This is a genomic window from Bradyrhizobium sp. HKCCYLRH3073 (assembly GCF_051167995.1).
Taxonomy (GTDB): domain Bacteria; phylum Pseudomonadota; class Alphaproteobacteria; order Rhizobiales; family Xanthobacteraceae; genus Bradyrhizobium.
On record NZ_JBNPUD010000001.1, the window covers coordinates 871,915 to 893,135 of the forward strand.

The window sequence follows — 21,221 nt, forward strand, 5'->3', positions numbered from 1 at the left end:
TCGTCTTAACCAGACTTAATATTCGGTTCCGTAGCTTCCACGCGTGGGCTGCGGGCCCGTTTGCGTGCATACGAGGGCGAGCCCACGCCCGTCGCCGTGATCTGTCCCCGAGCGCCCCATGCATGAGTTGCGCCCGTGGAGACTGACATGTCGTTTGCAATGCCTCATCGCCTCAAGCTCACCATCGGTATCAAGATCTATGCCCTGATCGGTCTGAGCTTCCTCGGCCTGATCGGTCTGACCGCCTTCAATTCCCGTGAGCTCGCCGCAGGCCTCAAGCAGCAGAAGCAGCTCGAGCTGCAGCATCTGACCGAGCTCGCGCTCGGCATCTTCGCCGAGGAGCATGCGGCCGCGCAAAAGGGGACGATCTCGGTCGCCGACGCGCAGAAGCGCGCGCTCGAGCGCACCTCCCAGCTGCGCTATGGCGGCAACGAGTATTTCTTCGTCACGGATCTGACCGCGAAAATGCTGATGCATCCGATCTCGACCAAGCTGGTCGGGCAGGACGTCGCGGACATGAAGGATCCGAACGGCAAGAAGCTGTTCATCGAGATGATCGACGTGGTCCGCCAGCATGGCCGCGGCTTCGTCGACTATGATTGGCCGAAGCCCGGCTCCGAGACGCCGCAGCCCAAGCTCACCCATGTCGCCGGCTTCGCCCCCTGGAATTGGCTGGTCGGGACCGGCGTCTATATCGATGACCTCTCGGCGCAGGCCTGGGCCTCGACGCGGCAGTCGCTGATGGCGGCCGGGATCGTGCTGCTTGTCCTGCTCGTCGTGTCAACGATCGTCGGGCGCGGCATCACCAGCCCGCTGCATCGCATGACCAGCGCGATGAAGAGCCTCGCCGGCGGCCGCCTCGACGTCGAGGTGCCCGGCGTGGGACGCGGCGACGAGATCGGCGAGATGGCCGGCGCCGTCGAGGTGTTCAAGAGCAATGCGGTCGCACGTCACGCGCTGGAAGCGGAGCAGAAGGAAGCCGAGCAGCGGGCGCTGGCCCGCCGCAAGGCCGACATGCACAAGATGGCCGACGATTTCGAAAGCGCCGTTGGCGAGATCGTCGAGACGGTCTCGTCGGCTTCGTCCAGACTGGAGGTCTCGGCGGATACCTTGAGCAAGACGGCGGTCCGCGCCGGCGAGCTCGCAACCACGGTGGCGGCTGCGTCGGAGGAAGCGTCGACCAACGTGCAATCCGTCGCCTCGGCCACCGAGGAGATGACGTCCTCGGTCACCGAGATCGGCCGCCAGGTGCATGAATCGGCGCGCATGGCCAACGAAGCGGTCGAGCAAGCGAAGAAGACCAACGAGCGGGTGAGCGAGCTGTCGCGGGCGGCGAGCCGCATCGGCGACGTGGTCGAGCTGATCAACAGCATTGCCGGGCAGACAAATCTGCTGGCGTTGAACGCCACCATCGAGGCGGCGCGGGCCGGCGAGGCTGGGCGGGGCTTTGCCGTCGTCGCCGCCGAGGTCAAGGCGCTGGCGGAGCAGACCGCCAAGGCGACCGACGAGATCGGCCAGCAGGTGGCCGGCATCCAGACGGCGACGCAGGAATCGGTCGCGGCGATCAGGCTGATCTCCGGCAGCATCGAACGGCTGTCGGAGGTGTCCTCGACGATTGCCGCAGCGGTCGAAGAGCAGAACGCCGCGACCAAGGAAATCTCGCGCAACGTGCAGCAGGCGGCTCACGGCACGCAGCAGGTCTCCGTCAACATCACCGACGTGCAGCGCGGCGCCACCGAGACCGGCTCGGCCTCGACCCAGGTGCTGGAGGCGGCCCAGGGGCTGTCGACAGACAGCAACCGCCTCAAGCGCGAGGTCAGCCGCTTCCTGGAGACGGTCCGCGCGGCCTGACAGGCCCGCGGCGATCTCATCAGCTCACACCGATCCGACTAATGTGTCTCAACGAGTTCGAGTCCCGACATGATGACCTTCCTTGACCTTCGGGCCCGCCACGAGATGGGGAGCCGGACGCGATCGTTCGCGACCTCCTCGGCGATCATCTTCACCCTCATGCTCACGACCTCTGTCGGTGCCGCGCCTGGCGACAGCCTCGCCGTCGTGCGCGACCTCGGCGGCAGGATCGGTCCAGCCATCGGGGCGGCCCTTGCCTGCAGCGATATCCCTCGGCCGCGGATCCAGGCCATCATCGGCAAGTTCCAGGCCGTCATCCGCGAGGCGTCCAACAACGACGGCGATCGCAACGAACTGACGCGCCAGTTCGACCGCTCCATCGCCGACGGTCGCGCGGCCGTGGCGAGCGGCCGCCAGGACTGCCGGCGGGCCGAGCTTCAGTTCGCAGACATCGAGCGATCGATCGGCGCACCGGCGGCCGGCGCGTTGCGGGACCCGGCGCTCTCCGTCGCTGCGACGGGAGTAACGAGTGCCGTGGCCGCCTCGGTGGTTCGCGGCATCACGGAGCGCGACATCACATTCGGCAGCGTCTTGCCACTGTCGGGCGCGAACAAGGAGTCGGGCCGCCTGCTCAAGGTGGGCATCGAAGCCGCATTCAACCGCGCCAACGAAGCCGGCGGGGTCAACGGCCGAATGCTGAGGCTCGCCGTGGCCGATGACGGCTATGACCCGAACCGCACGCTCGATGCCATGAAGCAGCTCTACGAGAAGGAGCGCGTATTCGGCTTCGTCGGCAGTTTCGGGACCGCGACGGCGGCCGTCGCAATTCCATATTCGCTGGAGCGTAGGATGCTGTTCTTCAGCCCCTACACCGGCGCGAACGTCTCGCGTCATGATCCGCCGGACCGCTACGTCTTCAACTATCGTCCCAGCTATTCGGAAGAGGCCGATGCGCTGGTGCACTACCTGGTCAAGCTGCGCCGCGTGCCCCCGCGACAGATTGCGCTGTTCGCGCAGGACGATTCGTTCGGCGATGCAGGCTTTGCCGGCGTTGCAAAGGCGTTTCGCGTCCTCGGCCTCAACGACGCGGCGATCCTGCGCGTCAACTACACCCGCAACACCGTGGATGTGGAGCCCGCGATCAATCAGCTCAAGGCACAGAAGACACCCGTCCGTGCGGTCATCATGGTCGCGACCTCGCGCGCGGCCGCCAAGTTCATCGAGAAGGCGCGCGATGCACTGCCCGGCGTCCTCTTCGTCAACGTGTCGGCGGTCGGTGCATCGGCGCTTGCCAACGAGCTCATGCTGCTCGGCCCACGCTACGCAGCCGGGGTCGTCGTGACCCAGACCGTTCCCGCCGTCTCCGGCTATTCGAGCGTGGTGCTCGACTACAAGGCCGCGCTGGCGAAGCATTTCCCCGGCGAGCCGCCGGACTACACCTCGCTCGAGGGCTACATCGAGGCGAGCATCCTGGTTCAAGCCCTGAAGCAGGCCGGTCCGCAGCTCGATACGGAGCGGCTGATCGATACGCTGGAGTCGATGCGCAACATCGATCTGGGTCTTGGCGCCTCGCTCAACTTCGGCCCCGCCGAACATCAGGCCTCGCACAAGATCTGGGGCACCGCGCTCGACGAGACCGGTGCCTATCAGCCGATCGAGCTGGAATGATCCGCGGCGCGGGGGAGCGCGAGATGAAGCAACTTGCCGGCGCGCCCTCGAAGCGACGGGCTCGCGGATCGTCGGTGTGCTCGTCCTCTGCCTCCGGTGAGTTCGAAGCCTCGGTGAAGATCCCCGACCTCGGTGGCCGAGCGCTCGCAGCGGTTGGCCACTTCCGTGGCTGTCTATCGGGGCGAGCGCGCGGCGGGGAAAAATACCGTCCGCGCGTATCATTTGATCCGAATTTTTACGGTCGAGAAAATTAAGATTTTTTTCGATTCAAGCGCAAGAAGGTCGGCTCGCCCAACATCACCGGTGATGCAGGAGCGACTTCGATTGCGTCCTCGACGTAGTCTCGGCTTCGTCTGACATCATCGGCCTTCATGAGAGGTTGTAGATGTCGTTTCTTTCGCGCTTTCGCGTCCTGACCAAGATTCTTACGATCGTGCTCCTGCTCAGCGCCATGATGGGTGCCCTGAGCTACATCGCCGCCGGTGCATTGCGCGATCTCAACGAGAACGCCGAGCGCATGGCGCGGGCTGCCCGGCGCTCGATGCTGGCCGCGCGAGCCAACACGAATGTGGCGTCCATCGTCGGCGCTGAGTTCCGTAGCGCACTCGATCCTCGCGACGACAACCGCAACGCAGCGCATCACATCATCGACGAGCAGATGAAGGCGTTCAAGGAACGGTTGGACGAAGTCTCAAAGACGAATGACCAGGAAACCCAGGCGATGCTCGGCGGCGTTCGAGACGCATTCGCAGCCTATCAGATAAGTATCGGCAAGACGCTGGCCGTGGTGGAGGCGGCGTCCTCCAACCAGATCAGCGACTCCGCTCAGAAGTTGCTCGAAACGGTCAAGGCCAGTGATGCCGTTGCCGAGACGCTCCGAGCCAAGATGCGGGCAGTGGCCGAGCAGGTGGATCACCGCGTCGAAGAATTGGCCAAGTCGTCGGCTGATGAGTATGTCGAAACATCACACAGGTTGATGGTCCTCTCCGCCATCAGCATCATCGTCGGTCTGTCGCTCGGCTTCGTCATCGGCCAGTACGGCATTGCCCAGCCGATGCGCGCGCTGGTCGCCGTGCTGCAGCGCATGGCAAAGGGAGAGGAGGTAGCCATCTCCGGCGAGGGCCGCGGCGACGAGATCGGCGATACGGCGCAGGCCGTCAACCAGATCAAGGTGATGCTGGCCGAAAAGGCGCAGCAGGAGGCCGAGGCCAAGATCGCGATGGACAAGCTGATGGCCGAGAAGCGCCGCGCCGAGATGCATCAGATGGCCGACGGCTTCGAGCAGGCCGTTGGGCAGATCGTCGGCACCGTGTCGCATGCCTCAACCGAACTGGAGGCGTCGGCCACGTCGCTGAGCTCGACCGCCGCGCGCTCGCAGACATTGGCGACCACGGTTGCCGCCGCCTCCGAGGAAGCCTCGACCAACGTCCAGTCGGTCGCTTCCGCCACCGAGGAGATGGCCTCCTCGGTCACCGAGATCAGCCGCCAGGTGCAGGAGTCCGCGCGTATGGCCAGCGACGCCGTCGAGCAGGCGCGGCGGACCAATGATCGCGTCGGCGAATTGTCGAAGGCCGCGACCCGGATCGGCGACGTCGTCGAGCTGATCAACACCATCGCCGGCCAGACCAACCTGCTGGCGCTCAATGCGACCATCGAGGCCGCCAGGGCAGGTGAAGCCGGGCGCGGCTTTGCGGTGGTCGCCTCCGAGGTGAAGGCGCTGGCCGAGCAGACCGCCAAGGCCACGGGCGAGATCGGCCAGCAGATCGGCAGCATCCAGGCGGCGACGCAGGAATCCGTCGGCGCCATCCGCGAAATTTCCGGCACGATCGAGAAGCTGTCGGAGATTTCCTCGGCCATCGCCGCCGCGGTGGAGGAGCAGGGCGCGGCGACGCAGGAGATCTCGCGCAACATCCAGCAGGCGTCGATCGGCACTCAGCAGGTGTCATCCAATATCGCCGAGGTGCAGCGCGGCGCCAGCGAGACCGGCTCGGCGTCGTCCCAGGTGCTCTCGGCGGCGCAGATGCTGTCCGGCGACAGCAACCGACTGAAGCTCGAGGTCGGACGTTTCCTGGACACCGTGCGCGCAGCCTGATCCCGGCGTTCAGATCCCCAACGAGCCAGGGCGTAGCCGGGAGGCTGCGCCCTTTTTCGTGGGCCGGTCGGCGCGCATGGCGGGCGAGGCCGTCGGCCAGGCGCGCTCGACCACCGATCATCGCCTCGGCGAGCTGTCGAAGGCCGCGACCCGCATCGGCGACGCGCTTCCTGCAAACGGTTCGCGCCGCTTGATCCAGATCCCACCGTCAACGGCGGGCGCGACATGATTGCGCCGTTCTGCCAGCGCTCGCGTCGAGGCGACACACCGGCTAAGGGCCTTGTGGGATTGCAACCGCCACTAATAAGCGCAAGCGCCCGTATTTCACCGGTTGCGGCATTTTATCTTAGGTTAATCGGCGACTGCGACAGTCGATGCATCGTTTGAAACAAAATTAGTCATGCCAGTGCCGGCACGGCTCACGGCCATCATCGTCGATTGAAAGACTCGCCATGCGTAAGAATTTGCCCGTCACCAACGTCGAGTATCCGATCACGGATGACACGCTGATCGTGTCCAAGACCGACACGAAGGGCAAGTTGACCTTCTTCAACCAGGATTTTGTCGACGCGGCCGGCTTCACCGAAGCCGAGCTGATGGGGCAGCCGCACAACATCGTGCGCCATCCCGATATGCCGCCTGAAGCCTTCGACAATCTCTGGACCACGCTCAAGGCCGGCCGTCCCTGGGTCGGCGCGGTCAAGAACCGCCGCAAGAATGGCGACTATTACTGGGTGCTGGCGACGGCGTCGCCGATCTGCAAAGACGGCCAAGTCGTCGGCTACACCTCGGTGCGCACCAAGCTGCCCGCCGACCAGCGCGCCGAGGCCGAGCAGGTCTATGCGGCGATCCGCGAAAAGCGGCCACATGGTTACAAGATCGACGACGGCATCGTCCGCCGCCGCTCGGTGTTCGACCATCTCTCGATGTTCGCCGGCACGATCGCGGCAAGGCTGCGAACGCTGGTTGGATTGCAGACACTGTTCCTGCTCGTGCTTGGCGTCATTTCGTTCGGGGAGGGCGGGCTCGCCGGAATGACCGCCGTGGCGATTGCTGCGGCTGGTGTCGTGCTGTGCGGCCTGGTCGGGCTGCGCACGATGAACGTGATCGTGGCGCCGCTCGATCATCTGAACGAGACGATGGAAAGCATCACCCAGGGCAAGCTCGACACCCGCATGCGCATCGAGCGCGACGACGAGATCGGCCGCGCGCTGCGTAACCTGCAGACCGTGCAGACGATGGTGCGGTTCAACGCCAGGGAGCTCGGTGAGCAGGAGCGGCGCGCAGCCGCCTCGCGCAAGCGGGAGATGTCAGAGCTTGCCAACAGTTTCGAAGGCGCCATCGGCAACATCGTCAATACGGTGTCCTCGGCCTCCAGCGAGCTCGAGACCTCGGCCAATTCGCTGTCGAGCACCGCCGTGCGAGGGCAGGAGCTTTCCACCACCGTTGCCGCGGCCTCCGAGGAGGCGTCGGCCAATGTCCAGGCGGTCGCGTCGGCCACCGAGGAGCTCACCTCGTCGGTCCGTGAGATCAGCCGCCAGGTGCAGGAGTCGGCGCGCATCGCCTCCGATGCGGTCGAGCAGGCCCGCCGCACCAATGATCGCGTCGGCGAGTTGTCGAAGGCGGCGACCCGCATTGGCGACGTCGTCGAACTGATCAACACGATCGCCGGGCAGACCAATCTGCTGGCGCTCAATGCCACCATCGAGGCCGCACGGGCGGGCGAAGCCGGCCGCGGCTTTGCCGTCGTCGCCTCCGAGGTCAAGGCGCTGGCCGAACAGACTGCAAAGGCGACCGGCGAGATCGGCCAACAGATTTCCGGCATCCAGGGGGCCACGCAGGAGTCGGTCGGTGCCATCAGGGAGATCTCGACGACGATCGAGCGGCTGTCGGAGATCGCCGCGACGGTGGCGGCCGCGGTCGAGGAGCAGGGCGCCGCAACCGCCGAGATCTCGCGCAACATCCAGCACGCCGCCGCGGGTACACAGCAGGTGTCCGCCAACATCGCCAACGTCCAGCGCGGCGCCAGCGAGACCGGCGACACCTCGGGGCAGGTGCTCAGCGCCGCGCGCCAGCTCTCCGGCGACAGCAACCGGCTCAAGCAGGAGGTCAGCCGCTTCCTGCAATCCGTTCGCGCCGCCTGATAGGCATGACGAAGCGGGCGACAGCGGCCGAGATGGGCCGCTGTCCCATTCGATCATCGAACGACACAGCCTGCCGATAGCCGTACGCAGAACCGATGGCGCCCCCGGCGAGCCGCGCCGGCGCGGAACGCACATGCCTGCGCCGTTCGTCAGGCGGCGCCCCGCTCGACGGGATCATCCCCGACCGTTGCAGACTCCCCACACCTGACGCCCCGGCCAGAAAGGCCGTTGTCGCGCCATAATCCCGCTAAGGTGCAGAGGTTAACTTGTGTTAGATATTTATTCAACCAGCGGTACATTTAGTGGCAGGCAATGTGATTGCGAGCGGCCCTTCGCGCAGGACCTTGGTGCTATCGGCTGCGACGGCCGCGGCCGCCCTCGGTCTCGATGCGGGGCTTGCCGTCGTTGCTGCCAAGCCGCGCCGCCGCACTGAGGATCCCGCGCCCGGCTATCGCCGGATCACGATCGGCGAGGCCGAGGTGATCGCCCTCTATGACGGGATCTGGGAAAAGCCGCAGGAGGCCGGCTTCATCGGCAACGCCAGCATCAGCGACGTCAAGCAGGCACTGCGAGCCGCCGGCCTGAGCTCCGCCTTCGTTCCGATCCCGATCTCCACCTTCGTGGTGCGGCTGAAGGGCAAGACCGTGCTGTGCGATGCCGGGGGCGGCGGCCAGGTGCAGGGCTACAATTCCGACTCGATCTTCATTTCAGGTCGCATGCTGGACAATCTGAAAGCAGCCGGCATTCGCCCGGAGGACATCGACACCATCCTGATCTCGCACTTCCATCCCGATCACATCTTCGGACTGCTCGGCGAGGACACCAACGCGCCGGTGTTTCCGACCGCCGAGATCATCGTGGCCGCGGCGGAATACAAGTTCTGGACCGACGCATCTCTGACCAGCCGACTGCCCCCGTGGCGGCAGTCGCTGGCGCGCCGCATCCAGAGCGTGATCCCGGGGTGGAAGAACGTGCTGCCGGTCGAGGGCGAGGACGAGGTGGTGCCGGGCATCCGCTTCGTCAGCGTCCCCGGACATACGCCGGGGCACACCGCCTTTCATCTCAGCTCCGGAGCGGAGCAACTGATGATCTCGGGCGACACCGCCTATGTGCCGGCGTTGTGCCTGCGCCATCCCGAATGGCACGGCGCGTATGACCAGGACGGCCCGGCTGCCGAGGTCAGCCGGCGCAGATTGCTCGATCGTATCGTTGCAGAAAAGATGTTGGTTTGTGGATCTCATTTTCCGTGGGCCGCGTTTGGCAGGCTCACCCGCGATGGCGCCCATTATGCGCTCGACCTGCACCCCGCGTGATCCCGAACCGGCCTCGGTAGAGAGGCACGGGATCGCACCATGAAGACGCATTACGAGGTGCTCGGCGTATCGCCGCGGGCCGATCTCGACACGATCAAGCGGGCGTTCCGCTTGGCCGCCAAGGCGCACCATCCCGACCTCCGGGGCGGCGCCGATGCGGCGTCGGAGCATCAGCTCAAGATGATCATCGTCGCCTACAACGTGCTGCGCGACCCTGGCCTGCGCGCCGAATACGACGCCGATCTTGCCGCCGAGCGCGATCGCGTCCGCCGCGAGCGCTGGGACGCCATCCTGCAGTTCACCGCGGCGACCGCCGTGCTCAGCGCGATCCTGATCGGCCTCGAGATTCTGCTTTTGCCCTCCGCCGGTGACTGGATGAGCAGGCAGGCGACGCGCTCGATCGTGACACCGTCGCCGCAGGCCCGATCCGCGCCGCAGCGCAAGGTCGCAGGTGAGACCATCCCGGCGCCTGCCGTCCAGGATGCGACCGGAGCCGTGCTGCCGGTGCAGCCCCCGGCGATGGAGGCGCCTGCGCCGCAAGCCGCAGAGCCGGTCGTCCCGGCCGAACCGATGACCGCCGCATCCCTGGTGAAGCGCGCGATGGACCGCAGCCGCCAGGGCGATGTCGAAGGGGCCGTCGCCGATCTCGACGAGGCGATCCGGCTCGCGCCCCGCAATGCCGATCTCTATCGCTACCGCGCCAGGGATCTGGTCCGCATGGGCCGCTTCGACCGGGCGCTTGGCGATTATGAGCGGGCGATCCGGCTCGATCCGAACAATCCGATGCTGTTTCACGATCGTGGACTGGCGTTCCAGCGCAAGGGAGATCTGGACGAGGCCCTCGTCGATCTCGACCACGCCGTGCGCATGGGCTTCAACGATGCCGCGACGTACAGCGACCGCGGCGCGGTGTGGCTGGAAAAGGGGCGCTACGACCGCGCGCTCGCCGACTTCAACCAGGCGCTCAAGCTGGATCCGGAATCGGCGGTTGCGGCCGCGCGGCGGGATGAGGCCGTCGCGCTCAAGCGCGACCAGCAATTGGCGGGCGACAACAGCTCGCCCCCGGCGGCTGAGGAGACCACCGGCACGGTCCCTGCCGACGTGAAGCCCAGGCGAAGTGGGCGCTGACCGCCGGACCGTGATCTGCGCGCCGACATCCAGGACGCGGTGAGCAGCGTTGTGCTCACACCCGCCGGCGCGACCGTTCCCCCCGCGACGGGGTGCGATCCAGGAGCGCGCCATGAGCGTCTACGTGTCCGTCACCGGCTTCCGCCCGCACCGCGGCCTCACTCGGCTGGCGCGATTCTGGTGGCACACGCTGCGCGCCGTCCGCCAGGCGCGCGCCGCTCCCGGAAATCTGCGCGTCGAGCTTCGTCCGGTGAATGGCATCTATCACACGCTGACGGTCTGGACCGACGAAGCCAGCATGCGCGCTTATGTCAGGAGCGGCGCGCACCGGCGCGCCATGATCGGCTTCCGCAACCTCGGCGGCGGCCGAACGCTCGGCTTCGTGGCGGAGCGCGATCCTGATTGGGATACGGCCTATGCACGCTGGCAGCACGAGGCGCGGGAGGTGTGAGGCAACGGCGGCGGGAGCAGACGCGGACTAATTCGCCCGCCACTCCGGCACGCCATCCGCGGCCATCGTGATCGTGCCGAGCAAGCCGACCGGCGACCTGTCCTGATCCATCAGCCGCGCCAGCGTGGCTGCGTCCTGCGCCGGCACGCGCGCCAGCGTGCGCGCGTCCTGCTCGGTGCGCAGCATCACCACGCCATGCTCGACCTCGCCGTTGCGATCGAACAGCGCGGTGAAGCTCTCGACCCTGCCGCCGCCGCTGGCCTCGCTGACGAACTCCGGCGCGACGGCGCGGTGCCGGTCCGCCTCGGCCTGCACGCTCACCTCCTGTGACAGCGACGACGGCGGCTCGCGCGAGATCACCAGCGCATGATGCTTGGTGACGAAGCCGCCCTGGCCGTACAGCAGGCCGCGCTTGGCGCCGCCGCGCAGCCGCCGCACCATCGCGCAGGCGGCATGCGTCATGTAGGTGTTGAGCGGCGCGCCGAAGAAGGTCAGCCCGCCGGTGACGGTGGGCTCGACGTCGGCGCCGAGGCCGAGGGTTCGCCGTGCCATCTTCGGCACGCAGGGAAAGCAGCTGTAGAGCTCGATGGCGTCGAACGCGGCGCCGCTGCCACCGGCGATGTTCATCGCGGCCCGCAATACAGCGTTCTGCGGATGGCTCTCGGCGAACTGATCGCGCGTGAGATAGTCGCGCGGATCTTCCGCCGATGCGCCGCCGAGCGGATAGATCATGCGGTTGTCGGCGATGCCGGCGGCGCGTGCCTTGGCGAGGCTGGTCAGGATCAGCGCCGCGCCCATGTTGACCATGGGATTGGCGACCATCAGCTTGGTATAGGGCCAGGCGATCGGGCGATTGTCGGCCGACGGCGTCGTGATCTCCTCTGGCGCGAAGTGCCGCTTCAGCCAGGCGTTGGGATTGTAGGCGGCGACCGCCGAAAAGCGCGACCACAGCTCGCCGGATTCGGCGAGCGCCTGCCGCGGCGTCTGGCCCCATTTGGCTGCGCTTGCGACCTCGTAGAACGGATAGACTGAGACCGGGCGAAACACGCCGAGCTTCACCGCCAGCGGCTTCTGGAATGCGGCGCCTCGCTTCGGCTCCTCGACATCATGCGCGAACGGCGTCCACGGCAGCGTCACGGCGGCGCGTTCGGCCTTGGTCGCGGTCGATTGCGCCTCGGCGCCGCAGACCACGGCGACCTCGCATTCGCCGCGCGCGATGCGCAAGGCGGCCTCGTGCAGAAAGCGGATCGGGCTCTCGCCGCCGACCGGACCGTAATGGCAGTGCGCCGGCGCGACGCCCAACCGCTGCGCGAGAAGCTGTTCGGGGTCGCGGTAGCGCCAGCTCAGGAAGTTGACCACGTCGAGCGAGCCGGTGTCATGGATGAGCTTGGCGCCCGCGTCATTTTCCGCACGGCGGATCGCCAGTTCGAGCAGCGCCAGCGGCTCCAGACCTTCGCCGATGTCCTTGGGTCGATCGACGATCTCGCCCACGCCGACGATCACGGGAATGCGTTCCGGGGGCAGGGCAGTTGCAGTCATTGGCGTTCCCAGGAGCCGGCCCATGACGGACCGTCATTGTTGTCTTGTCTCCGTTCTGTCATCGCAGGTTCGGCCGCGCAATGCAGAAAATGCTGATGGCGCCCGCGCGCAGCGCGGCTTCCGCTCGACGGCATAAGCGCCTAAAACCTTCGCTCTTTGCCGCTCACGCCGGAGTTTCTCGTGTCCGAACAGAACAGCTATGTGCCGCCCAAGGTCTGGACCTGGAACAAGGCCAGCGGCGGCCGCTTCGCCAACATCAATCGGCCGATCGCAGGTCCGACGCACGAGAAGGAATTGCCTGTCGGCCGTCATCCCTTGCAGCTCTATTCTCTGGGAACGCCGAACGGCGTGAAAGTCACCGTGATGCTGGAGGAGCTGCTGGCGCTCGGCCACAGCGGCGCCGAATACGATGCCTGGCTGATCCGGATCGGCGAGGGCGATCAGTTCGGTTCGGGCTTCGTCGCCATCAATCCCAATTCCAAGATCCCGGCGCTGCTGGATCGCAGCGGGCCCGAGCCGATCCGCGTGTTCGAGTCCGGCGCGATCCTGGTCTATCTGGCCGAGAAGTTCGGCGCCTTCCTGCCGACCGAGCCGGCCAAGCGCGCCGAATGCCTGTCCTGGCTGTTCTGGCAGATGGGCGCCGCGCCCTATCTCGGCGGCGGCTTCGGCCACTTCTACGCCTATGCGCCGACCAAGATCGAATATGCCATCGACCGCTTCGCGATGGAGGTCAAGCGCCAGCTCGACGTGCTCGACCGCCGTCTCGCCGAAAGCGAGTATCTCGCCGGCCCCGACTACACCATCGCCGACATCGCTGTGTGGCCGTGGTACGGCGCGCTCGCCAAGGGTTTGCTCTACGAAGGCGGCGAATTCCTCTCGGTGCAGGACTACAGACACGTCCAGCGCTGGACCGACCAGATCGCGCAGCGCACCCCGGTGAAGCGCGGCCGCATGGTCAACCGCGTCTCCGGCGATCCCAAGAGCCAGCTCCACGAGCGCCACGACGCCGGCGATTTCGACACCAAGACGCAGGACAAGATCGGGCAGGGCGGGTAGTTCGGTCGTCGTGTCGTAGGGTGGGCAAAGGCGCGCCTTCCATCATTGTTGGCGTTCACATCTGTGCGACGCGCCGTGCCCACCGCGCTCCCTCACATCAACCGCCGGCGGGCACGCGCCGCCTGATGGCGCCGCTTTGCCCACTCTACGGATGTCAGCCGCTCATCCGGGCTACAAATCCGCCACGATCCAGGCACCCGGGCTAACACCCGTCATTGCGAGGAGCGCAGCGACGAAGCAATCCAGAGTCGACGCGGGACTCTGGATTGCTTCGCTCGCAAGGACGACGCGACCCGCGAACCGCCCTTTCGCCGGCACGACTCGCGTGCGCACTCCGTCGCCCGCGCGCGGGCTTCATTTTTGCCGCAGTGCGATGAATCGCGATGGTTTGATCTCTGACATCACGTCTTTTCTTGTCACGAGAGAATCGTGCAACAATCATCTGGCGCCGCAATGCATGCCGTGTGCTGACCAACTCGTCCCGAGGTGATGACCCCTGGCGAGAACCACCACTCCGGAGGGAGACCCATGATCGACAGACGTGATCTGCTCAAGGGAGCGGGGATGGCTGCTTTGCTGGGCAGCTTCGGCGCGACCCGTGCGCTGGCCGGGGAGACGGTGACGTTGCCCTTCGCCAACGGCGAGCGGCCGCTGGTGAAGTATCCGCAGAAGCGGCCGATGATCGGCCTGACCAGCCGGCCGCCGCAACTCGAAACGCCATTCGGGGTGTTCAATGACGGCGTGATCACGCCGAACAATGCCTTCTTCGTCCGCTATCATTTGGCGGGCCTGCCTTACGATCTCGATCCGGACAAGTTCACGCTCGCGATCAAGGGGAAGGTCGACAAGCCGCTCAAGCTGTCGCTCAAGGACATCCGCAAGATGAAGGCGACCGAGATCGTCGCCGTCAACCAATGCTCCGGCAACAGCCGCGGCTTCTTCGAGCCTCGCGTCGCCGGCGGCCAGCTTGGCAACGGCGCCATGGGCAATGCGCGCTGGCGGGGCGTGCCGCTGAAGACCGTGCTCGACATGGCGGGTGTCCAGGCCGGCGCCAGACAGGTCACCTTCGGCGGCATGGACGGCCCGGTGATCGACAAGACGCCGGATTTCGTCAAGGCGCTCGACCTCGATCACGCCATGAATGGCGAGGTGATGCTGGCCTACGGCATGAACGGCGAGGATCTGCCGTTCCTCAACGGCTTCCCGCTCCGACTGATCGTGCCCGGCTATTACGGGACGTATTGGGTCAAGCACCTCAACGAGATCACCGTCGTCGACGGCGTGTTCGACGGCTTCTGGATGAAATCGGCCTATCGCATCCCGGACACGCCGAACAATGCCGTCGAGCCCGGCACGACGCCGAAAGCCACCATCCCGATCAACCGCTTCACGGTCCGCTCGTTCATCACCAGCGTGGCCGATGGCGCGAAGCTGAAGGCAGGCAGGGCAACGCTGCGCGGTATCGCATTCGACGGCGGGGCCGGGATCAGGCAGGTTGCCGTTTCGACCGACGGTGGCCAGAGCTGGACCGATGCCCGGCTCGGCAAGGACCTCGGGAAATATTCCTTCCGCGAGTGGAAGCTGCCGGTGAAGCTTGCCGCGGGATCCCACGATCTCAAGGTGCGGGCCACGAGCAATTCCGGCGAGACCCAGCCGGAGACGCCGCGCTGGAATCCGGCCGGCTATCTGCGCAATGTCGTCGAAACCGTCCGCGTCACGGCGGCCTGAGGAGGATGACCATGCAACGGATGTCGTTCCTCATCGCCTCGCTGGCTGCCGGGCTTGGTTGCCTGGCGGGCAGCCCCATCGCCCTCACCGCAGCCCCGGTGAACTATCAGGTTCCGCAGGAGACCGCGGCGTTCAAGCCGGGGCCCGACCTCGCCGTCGTGCAGGGCAACTGCACGGCCTGCCACTCCTCCGACTACATCAAGACGCAGCCGCCGATGCAGAACAAGAAGGAGTTCTGGCAGGCCGAGGTCACCAAGATGATCAAGGTCTATGGTGCCCCGATCGACGCGGCCGATGTCGACAAGATCGTCAGCTATCTGGCCGCGACCTACTGACGGCGTCCGGCCGGGAGCGCTCAGCCGGCGCCCTTCGCCGGCGGGAAATCCATGCGGTCGTCGGTGCGGCAATAGCGGTCGGCGAACATGCGCCCCACGGGGTGGAACAGCTCCATCTCGACCCGCATCTTCTCGGTGTCCCACAACTCGTCGCGGATGTGGAAGGCGAGGCCCTCGCCGAGCACCAGCACGCGGTCGCCGTTGACGTCGATGAGCTGCCAGGTCCTGCACTCCATCGCGAACGGGGCGTCCGCCAGCCGCGGCACGCCGATCATGCGCGAGGGTGCGAGCTTGAGTCCGAGATGATCGGGCTCGCCGATCTCCGGCGGAAAGTCGCCGCCGGTCTCGTGCATCGCCTGCGCCAGGGGCTCGTCGGTGATGTGGACCACGAACTCGCCTGAGCGGCGGATGTTGACCAGGGTGTCCTTGGTCCGGCCGTCCGGCCGCAGGTTGATCGCGAACACGCAGAGCGGCGGGTCCTCGCCCATCACGTTGAAGAATGAGAACGGCGCGGCGTTGACCACCCCGGTCTCGCCCCTGGTCGTGACCCAGGCGATCGGCCGTGGCAGCACGAAGGAGGTCAAGATCTTGTAGCGCTCGCGCGGGCTGAGATCGGTGGAGAGGTATTCCATATTTCGCCTCTGATCGCTGTGTATGGCAAGGTTAGTAGCACGTGATGCGATGCGGAAGCCGATAAAGCGGGCAGCGGCTGCGCGCGGCTTCGGCGATTGGATTGCGAAATTCGGCGTTCCCTGGAACGGCTCCGCCGACGCCACGTTCGAACAACAGCACAGCAACTACAAATGGAGGTCGCGCCATGAAGCCAATGATCAGCCTGATTGCGTGCGCGTTCGTCGTCTCGGCCACTTCGGCCATGGCTCAGGGCACGCAGCAACAGACCACCTCGCCGCCCAGTGCGCAGAATTCAGGAGCGGGCATCCAGGGTGCGCCCGGCAGCAAGAACGGCCCCGCGACCGAGACCGGAACGGTCGGCTCATCCTCCACGATCAACCGGCACAATCCGGACGTCAGCGCACAGGACCCGTCGAACATCAAGGGCATGCCGGGCAACAAGAACGGCCCGCCGGCCAAGAAGCCGCAGGACTGATAGCACCACGTCATGGCGGCTGCGCCATTGCGCGGTCGCCATGCGCATTCTGCCCGTCGTGCCAGTTTGTCGCACGTATCGGGACTTGTGCCGTCGGGCAAATCAGATCGATCTTTCCGCGCATCCTGCTTCGCCACGAGGGGCGTATCGCGATCGTCACGGCACGTGAGGCAGCAATGCGGTGGGCGGATCGGATTGCAGCGCGGTGATACGCGCCGACGAACAATCAGGTCCGCACGGTGAAATCGTTTGGTCCTGGCCTCCCGACGCTGAGGCTACGCTGGCAGTGATGATCTGCCGGTCACGGGGGCAAGAAAGCCCGGTCCCCGGGGAGAGGACGTATAATCCGTAGACCATCGCGCGGGGAATGCCGGGTTGATCCGGCTGAACCTGTGGTACCTGCCGCCTGCATTTTCTTTCGCAGGCGGGCCATGGGTGAGGCCATCACCCGGCATTCCCTGCGCCCTCGCTCGTTGCGAGGGTCTCGGCAGCAGAGCTCGGGCGCCCAGGCGCCGCGAGGCCACGGCGCCATGCATGAAGGGTCAGGGCAGGGCGGCGGCCCCGTTGGTGACGATCAGATTGTCGGTATCCGCCGGTGCGAGCTCGCTGGTGGTGTCGCCGCCGAGATATTTGTCGAGCGTCGCCTGGATCCGCTCCCGCGCCGTATAGGGACCGCGATCGCTCATCCAGGTGTGCTGGAACTCGGTCTTGATGATGTCGATGCCGCTCTTCTTGCCGACCTGCGATGGCAACACGCCGGGATCGGTCTTGAACTGCGGATCGTCGGAGCGGAACGACAGGATCTTCAGCTTGTCCCGGATCACGAAAGGCACCCGCAGATTGTCGAGCGTCACCACCTGCGAAACGATGTTCGGATGCTCCTTGGCGAAATACATCGCGGTGTCGCCACCATTGGAATGGCCGACCAGGGTCAGATGCTCATAGTCGGCATTCGGATGGCGCTTCTTCATCTCCTTGAGCACGCACAGGATGTTGGCCTCACCCTTCTTGTAGACGTCGAGCCGGCCGACATAGGGCATGCCGACCTTGGTGACGAGCGGCGGATCGGTCGGCAGGTCCTGCTGAACGCTGGCGACGAGATAGCCGCGCGCGGCGAACACGTTCGCGAGGAAGGAATACTCGGTGTTCTTGACGGTGTTGCCGTTGCTGATGATCGCCACCGGGAGCCGCCACAGCCCGGCATTGGCCTTCATCTCGTAATCCGTGCGCACGGCCACGTCGACCGTGATCGGCCGCTGCCGCTCGGCATCGAAAAACTCACGGCTCTCGTGCTGGATGCCCCACTTCGCAATAGCGAAATAGCCGGCCACAGTCAGGGCAGACACACAGGCCAAAACCGTCACGCCTCGCTTCATGGCTTCCTTCCCCTCGGCTTCTCCTCGTTATGTGATGAGGGACAACGCCGAGGTCACGAGGGCGTGGCAGCCTGGACAGCATTAAATTTCGGAAATCTTGGAATACGGATGTGGAACAAATCCGGGTTCGGCGGACCGGCGCACCGGCCCACCGGTCGCTGCTGCCGGTCAGAAGGCGGTATAGCCGCCGTCGATCACGAAGCAGTCTGCGGTGTGATAGGACGACGCCTTGCTCATGAGGTAGACGGCGATGCCGCCGAAATCCGACGGCTCGCCGAAGCGGCGCACCGGGATGCGCGGCATGACGTTGGCGACGAACTTCTCATTGCCCATGATGCCCGCGGTCATGTCGCTCCTGATCCAGCCGGGCAGGATCGCATTCGCGGTGACGCCGTGGCGTGCGAGCTCGACCGCGAGCGCGCGGCACAGCGCGTTGATCGCGGCCTTGGTCGCGGCATAGTGCTCGTTGCGCGCGGTGCCGAACAGCGAGGCGAGGCTCGAGGTGGCGACTAGGCGGCCGAACGCATCACCGGCCTCCGCCCGGGCCGTCATGTGCCGCGCGGCAGCCTGGAAGGCGTGGAAGACGCCGTCGAGATTGGTCGCGAACATCGTGCGCCATTCCTCCTCGCTGCGCTCGATGAAAGGCTTGCGGCCGCCGCCGCCGATGCCCGCATTGGCGAAGCAGCCGTCGACGCGGCCGAAGGCGTCGAGCGTCGCTTGCATCGCGTCGTTGACGGAAGCAGGGCTCGTCACGTCGCAGACGCGGGTGTCGACCTTGCCGGGACCAGCCGCCATCGAGGCCGCGGCTGCCTTGTTCTTCTCGGCGTTGCGGCCCCAGATCGAGACGTTGCAGCCACTGGACGCAAGTGCCTGGGCGATTCCGAGGCCTATGCCTCCATTGCCGCCGGTGACGACGGCCACGCGGCCGGTGAGGTCGAACATGCTCATGGGGTTCTCTCGGACGTTTCCGTGATGATGTGAGTGCGCTGCGCGCCGCTTCGGTTATTGGGATGATCCAACCATGGACAAGCGCAGCGCAAAAATCAAATATGCTGCACGAACCGGGCGATGCAGCGAATTTCCGCCGTAAAGAATGCAGCGCTCGAAAAGCTCTTGAGAGGAAACCATGCAGTTCAAGCACGTCACGCTCGATTTCGACGGGCCCGTCGCCGTCCTCACGCTCGATCATCAGGAGGTGATGAACGCGGTCTCGATCGACATGCTGGGCGGGCTCGCCGAGGCACTCGACGAGATCGAGGAGAAGAAGGCGGAGGTGCGTTGTCTCGTCGTCACCGGCGCGGGACGCGCGTTCTGCACCGGTGCCAATCTGCAGGGCCGCAACACGCAGGCCAAGCCCGGCCGCAGCAATGCCGGCGCCGCGCTCGAGACCGCCTTCCATCCGTTCCTGCGCCGCCTGCGCAACCTGCATTGCCCGATCGTGACGTCGGTCAACGGCCCGGCCGCGGGCGCCGGCATGAGCTTCGCGCTGATGGGCGACATGATCCTGTGCGCCAAGTCCGCCTACTTCCTGCAAGCCTTCCGCCGCATCGGCCTCGTTCCCGATTGCGGCTCGACCTGGCTGCTGCCGCGCCTTGTCGGCAAGGCGCGCGCGATCGAGCTGTCGCTGCTCGGCGAGAAGCTGCCGGCCGAGACGGCACTGCAATGGGGGCTCGTCAATCGCGTCTATGACGATGCGGCGCTGAAGGAGGAGACGATGAAGCTCGCGCATGAGCTCGCCAATGGCCCGACGGTCGCATTGTCTCAGATCCGCAAGCTGTATTGGGACAGTCCCGAGAACTCGTTCGAGGAGCAGCTCAACGCTGAATTCCAGGCGCAGCGCGTCGCCGGCAGCACGTCGGATTTCAAGGAAGGCGTCACCGCGTTCCTCGAGAAGCGGCCGGCCAAGTTCAAGGGCCAATGATCGAGGCCGAGCTGTCCCGCTGCGTCGCCTCGTTCATGCCGGGGGCGACCGGCGTGCACGGCGCCGCAAAGCTCTCCGGCGGCGCCAGCCAGGAGACGTGGCGCTTCGACATCGTCCATCCCGCGGGCGATGTCGGTGCGATCTTGCGCCGCTCGCCGAAGGGCTATGGCGCCGCGCCTGGCCGCGCCGCCGGGCTCGACAACGAGGCGGCGCTGATGCGGCTGGCGCGTGCCGCCGGGGTGCCGTCGCCCGAGGTGCTGCACCTGCTGACGCCGGAGGACGATCTCGGCGCCGGCTTCATCATGCGCCGCGTCGAGGGCGAGACCATCGCGCGCAAGATCCTCCGCGATGCCAAGTTTGCCGAGGCGCGCCCCCGTCTCGCGCGCCAGCTCGGCGGCATCGCCGCCGGCATCCACGGCATTCGGCGCGAGGCACTGCCGGCGTTGCGCGAGATGAACGCGGTCAGGGAGATCGCGGAGCTTGCGCGCGAATATCAAAGCTTCGACTGGCCGCGCCCGGTGTTCGATCTCGCGTTGCGCTGGCTGTCGCACAATGATCCCGGCCCCTCGGCGGAGGTCACGCTGGTGCACGGCGATTTCCGCAACGGCAATCTCATCATCGGCCCCGACGGGGTGCGCGCCGTGCTCGACTGGGAGCTCGCCCATCTCGGCGATCCCATGGAGGATCTCGGCTGGATCTGCGTCAACTCCTGGCGCTTCGGCGAGATCGACAAGCCCGTCGGTGGCTTCGGCTCGCGCGAGGAGCTGTACGCGGGCTACGAGGCCGCTGGCCGCAAGGTCGATGCCGGCAGGGTGAAGTTCTGGGAGGTCATGGGCACATTGCGCTGGGGCGTGATGTGCTGCGGCATGATGCAGCGGTTTCGCTTGGGTCCCGACCACTCGATGGAACGCGCCATGATCGGCCGCCGCGCGTCGGAGACTGAGATCGATCTGCTGCGGCTGCTGGCGCCGCGGGGAGAGGGCTGATGCAGGACGAACCGACTCCGACCGAGCTGGTACAGGCGGTGGCCGATTTTCTTCGCAACGATGTAGCCCCGCTGATCTCGGGACATCAGGCGTTCAAGCTGCGCGTCGGCATCAACGCGCTCGATCTGGTCGTGCGGCAATTGACACAGGCGGCGCCCGCGGAGGCTGCAGAGCATGCGCGTTTGAAGGATTTGCTGGGACAGGACGGTGCCTTGCTCGACCTCAATCGCGCGCTGGCGGAGCAGATTGCGAGCGGTGCTGTCGATCTCGCGACGCCGGGTCTGAAGGAGCATCTCTGGCAGACCACGCTCGACAAGCTCGCCGTCGATCAGCCGAACTACGCATCCTACAAGCGCGAGGCGGGGAGGCACGAATGACCTGTAACTCTCCGTCGTCATGCCCGGGCTTGACCCGGGCATCCATCCTCTCACGAATCTGCCGCGGGACGTGGATGGCCGGGTCAAGCCCACGGCTGTCCGGTTCAGCTTCCGCATATTGCGAGGCTCAACTGTTGTGGGTTTTTGG

Annotated in this window: 19 protein-coding genes; 15 read left to right on the forward strand and 4 right to left on the reverse strand. The window is 66.0% G+C overall.

The window, feature by feature from the left end; genetic code table 11:
- Positions 1 to 147: 147 nt before the first annotated feature.
- From ACQR1X_RS03925 to ACQR1X_RS03960, 8 genes are all read left to right on the forward strand, one after another.
- The gene (locus ACQR1X_RS03925) at positions 148 to 1,851 is read left to right on the forward strand and encodes a methyl-accepting chemotaxis protein (protein WP_434898367.1); all 1,704 of its coding nucleotides are present in this window, start codon (positions 148 to 150) and stop codon (positions 1,849 to 1,851) included.
- A 159-nt stretch (positions 1,852 to 2,010) separates the two neighbouring features.
- A complete protein-coding gene (locus tag ACQR1X_RS03930; RefSeq protein WP_434898387.1) occupies positions 2,011 to 3,519 on the forward strand; it encodes an ABC transporter substrate-binding protein in 1,509 nt (502 codons plus the stop codon).
- Positions 3,520 to 3,904: 385 nt separating this feature from the next.
- Positions 3,905 to 5,611: a methyl-accepting chemotaxis protein gene (locus ACQR1X_RS03935; RefSeq protein ID WP_434898368.1), complete on the forward strand. Its 1,707-nt coding sequence runs from the start codon at positions 3,905 to 3,907 to the stop codon at positions 5,609 to 5,611.
- Between the two features lie 76 nt (positions 5,612 to 5,687).
- On the forward strand, positions 5,688 to 5,840 hold the full coding sequence (locus ACQR1X_RS03940; RefSeq protein ID WP_434898388.1) for a hypothetical protein: 153 nt from the start codon (positions 5,688 to 5,690) through the stop codon (positions 5,838 to 5,840).
- Positions 5,841 to 6,063: 223 nt separating this feature from the next.
- Positions 6,064 to 7,755, forward strand: coding sequence for a methyl-accepting chemotaxis protein (locus ACQR1X_RS03945; RefSeq protein ID WP_434898369.1), 1,692 nt, complete (start codon positions 6,064 to 6,066; stop codon positions 7,753 to 7,755).
- Positions 7,756 to 8,102: 347 nt separating this feature from the next.
- Positions 8,103 to 9,068: an MBL fold metallo-hydrolase gene (locus tag ACQR1X_RS03950; RefSeq protein ID WP_434895266.1), complete on the forward strand. Its 966-nt coding sequence runs from the start codon at positions 8,103 to 8,105 to the stop codon at positions 9,066 to 9,068.
- Between the two features lie 39 nt (positions 9,069 to 9,107).
- On the forward strand, positions 9,108 to 10,196 hold the full coding sequence (locus tag ACQR1X_RS03955; protein ID WP_434898370.1) for a tetratricopeptide repeat protein: 1,089 nt from the start codon (positions 9,108 to 9,110) through the stop codon (positions 10,194 to 10,196).
- 112 nt (positions 10,197 to 10,308) lie between these two features.
- A complete protein-coding gene (locus ACQR1X_RS03960) occupies positions 10,309 to 10,647 on the forward strand; it encodes an antibiotic biosynthesis monooxygenase (RefSeq protein WP_316183441.1) in 339 nt (112 codons plus the stop codon).
- Positions 10,648 to 10,674: 27 nt separating this feature from the next.
- Here the strand turns inward: ACQR1X_RS03960 and ACQR1X_RS03965 are convergent, their stop codons facing one another.
- Positions 10,675 to 12,186, reverse strand: a complete 1,512-nt coding sequence (locus ACQR1X_RS03965) for an acetyl-CoA acetyltransferase (protein WP_434898371.1) — start codon at positions 12,184 to 12,186, stop codon at positions 10,675 to 10,677.
- Between the two features lie 180 nt (positions 12,187 to 12,366).
- Between ACQR1X_RS03965 and yghU the strand changes: the two genes are divergently transcribed.
- The 3 genes from yghU (at position 12,367) to ACQR1X_RS03980 (ending at position 15,305) form a co-directional block, all read left to right on the forward strand.
- Positions 12,367 to 13,242 carry a glutathione-dependent disulfide-bond oxidoreductase gene (yghU, locus tag ACQR1X_RS03970; RefSeq protein WP_316183439.1) on the forward strand — a complete coding sequence of 292 codons (876 nt, stop codon included), beginning with the start codon at positions 12,367 to 12,369 and terminating at the stop codon, positions 13,240 to 13,242.
- A gap of 528 nt (positions 13,243 to 13,770) precedes the next feature.
- Positions 13,771 to 14,970: a molybdopterin-dependent oxidoreductase gene (locus ACQR1X_RS03975; protein WP_434892289.1), complete on the forward strand. Its 1,200-nt coding sequence runs from the start codon at positions 13,771 to 13,773 to the stop codon at positions 14,968 to 14,970.
- 5 nt (positions 14,971 to 14,975) lie between these two features.
- Positions 14,976 to 15,305, forward strand: a complete 330-nt coding sequence (locus ACQR1X_RS03980) for a cytochrome c (protein ID WP_410051476.1) — start codon at positions 14,976 to 14,978, stop codon at positions 15,303 to 15,305.
- Positions 15,306 to 15,325: 20 nt separating this feature from the next.
- Here the strand turns inward: ACQR1X_RS03980 and ACQR1X_RS03985 are convergent, their stop codons facing one another.
- Positions 15,326 to 15,937: a flavin reductase family protein gene (locus ACQR1X_RS03985; RefSeq protein WP_315801310.1), complete on the reverse strand. Its 612-nt coding sequence runs from the start codon at positions 15,935 to 15,937 to the stop codon at positions 15,326 to 15,328.
- Between the two features lie 185 nt (positions 15,938 to 16,122).
- Between ACQR1X_RS03985 and ACQR1X_RS03990 the strand changes: the two genes are divergently transcribed.
- Positions 16,123 to 16,413, forward strand: coding sequence for a hypothetical protein (locus ACQR1X_RS03990; protein WP_434892290.1), 291 nt, complete (start codon positions 16,123 to 16,125; stop codon positions 16,411 to 16,413).
- A 542-nt stretch (positions 16,414 to 16,955) separates the two neighbouring features.
- Here the strand turns inward: ACQR1X_RS03990 and ACQR1X_RS03995 are convergent.
- Positions 16,956 to 17,789, reverse strand: a complete 834-nt coding sequence (locus ACQR1X_RS03995; protein WP_315801308.1) for an alpha/beta hydrolase — start codon at positions 17,787 to 17,789, stop codon at positions 16,956 to 16,958.
- 168 nt (positions 17,790 to 17,957) lie between these two features.
- A complete protein-coding gene (locus ACQR1X_RS04000; RefSeq protein ID WP_434873728.1) occupies positions 17,958 to 18,737 on the reverse strand; it encodes an SDR family NAD(P)-dependent oxidoreductase in 780 nt (259 codons plus the stop codon).
- Between the two features lie 178 nt (positions 18,738 to 18,915).
- Here ACQR1X_RS04000 and ACQR1X_RS04005 point away from each other — a divergent pair, with 178 nt between their 5' ends.
- The 3 genes from ACQR1X_RS04005 to ACQR1X_RS04015 are packed head-to-tail and all read left to right on the forward strand — an operon-like array spanning position 18,916 to position 21,073.
- Positions 18,916 to 19,710: an enoyl-CoA hydratase/isomerase gene (locus ACQR1X_RS04005; protein ID WP_316183436.1), complete on the forward strand. Its 795-nt coding sequence runs from the start codon at positions 18,916 to 18,918 to the stop codon at positions 19,708 to 19,710.
- Entirely contained in the window at positions 19,707 to 20,696 is a 990-nt protein-coding gene (locus tag ACQR1X_RS04010) for a phosphotransferase family protein (protein WP_434892292.1), read from the forward strand. Before ACQR1X_RS04005 ends, ACQR1X_RS04010 begins: the two co-directional genes overlap by 4 nt.
- Complete coding sequence (locus ACQR1X_RS04015) at positions 20,696 to 21,073, forward strand: DUF6285 domain-containing protein (protein ID WP_315801304.1); 378 nt, start codon at positions 20,696 to 20,698, stop codon at positions 21,071 to 21,073. Before ACQR1X_RS04010 ends, ACQR1X_RS04015 begins: the two co-directional genes overlap by 1 nt.
- Positions 21,074 to 21,221: the final 148 nt, after the last annotated feature.

Coding starts and splice junctions, on each gene's coding strand:
- ACQR1X_RS03990 (WP_434892290.1), top strand. CDS start 16,123: ATGAAGCCAATGATCAGCCTGATTGCGTGCGCGTTCGTCGTCTCGGCC.
- ACQR1X_RS04015 (WP_315801304.1), top strand. CDS start 20,696: ATGCAGGACGAACCGACTCCGACCGAGCTGGTACAGGCGGTGGCCGAT.
- ACQR1X_RS03935 (WP_434898368.1), top strand. CDS start 3,905: ATGTCGTTTCTTTCGCGCTTTCGCGTCCTGACCAAGATTCTTACGATC.
- ACQR1X_RS03955 (WP_434898370.1), top strand. CDS start 9,108: ATGAAGACGCATTACGAGGTGCTCGGCGTATCGCCGCGGGCCGATCTC.
- ACQR1X_RS03975 (WP_434892289.1), top strand. CDS start 13,771: ATGATCGACAGACGTGATCTGCTCAAGGGAGCGGGGATGGCTGCTTTG.
- ACQR1X_RS04010 (WP_434892292.1), top strand. CDS start 19,707: ATGATCGAGGCCGAGCTGTCCCGCTGCGTCGCCTCGTTCATGCCGGGG.
- ACQR1X_RS03965 (WP_434898371.1), bottom strand. CDS start 12,186: ATGACTGCAACTGCCCTGCCCCCGGAACGCATTCCCGTGATCGTCGGC.
- ACQR1X_RS04005 (WP_316183436.1), top strand. CDS start 18,916: ATGCAGTTCAAGCACGTCACGCTCGATTTCGACGGGCCCGTCGCCGTC.
- ACQR1X_RS03930 (WP_434898387.1), top strand. CDS start 2,011: ATGCTCACGACCTCTGTCGGTGCCGCGCCTGGCGACAGCCTCGCCGTC.
- ACQR1X_RS03995 (WP_315801308.1), bottom strand. CDS start 17,789: ATGAAGCGAGGCGTGACGGTTTTGGCCTGTGTGTCTGCCCTGACTGTG.
- ACQR1X_RS04000 (WP_434873728.1), bottom strand. CDS start 18,737: ATGAGCATGTTCGACCTCACCGGCCGCGTGGCCGTCGTCACCGGCGGC.
- ACQR1X_RS03940 (WP_434898388.1), top strand. CDS start 5,688: ATGGCGGGCGAGGCCGTCGGCCAGGCGCGCTCGACCACCGATCATCGC.
- ACQR1X_RS03960 (WP_316183441.1), top strand. CDS start 10,309: ATGAGCGTCTACGTGTCCGTCACCGGCTTCCGCCCGCACCGCGGCCTC.
- ACQR1X_RS03945 (WP_434898369.1), top strand. CDS start 6,064: ATGCGTAAGAATTTGCCCGTCACCAACGTCGAGTATCCGATCACGGAT.
- ACQR1X_RS03980 (WP_410051476.1), top strand. CDS start 14,976: ATGACCATGCAACGGATGTCGTTCCTCATCGCCTCGCTGGCTGCCGGG.
- ACQR1X_RS03985 (WP_315801310.1), bottom strand. CDS start 15,937: ATGGAATACCTCTCCACCGATCTCAGCCCGCGCGAGCGCTACAAGATC.
- ACQR1X_RS03925 (WP_434898367.1), top strand. CDS start 148: ATGTCGTTTGCAATGCCTCATCGCCTCAAGCTCACCATCGGTATCAAG.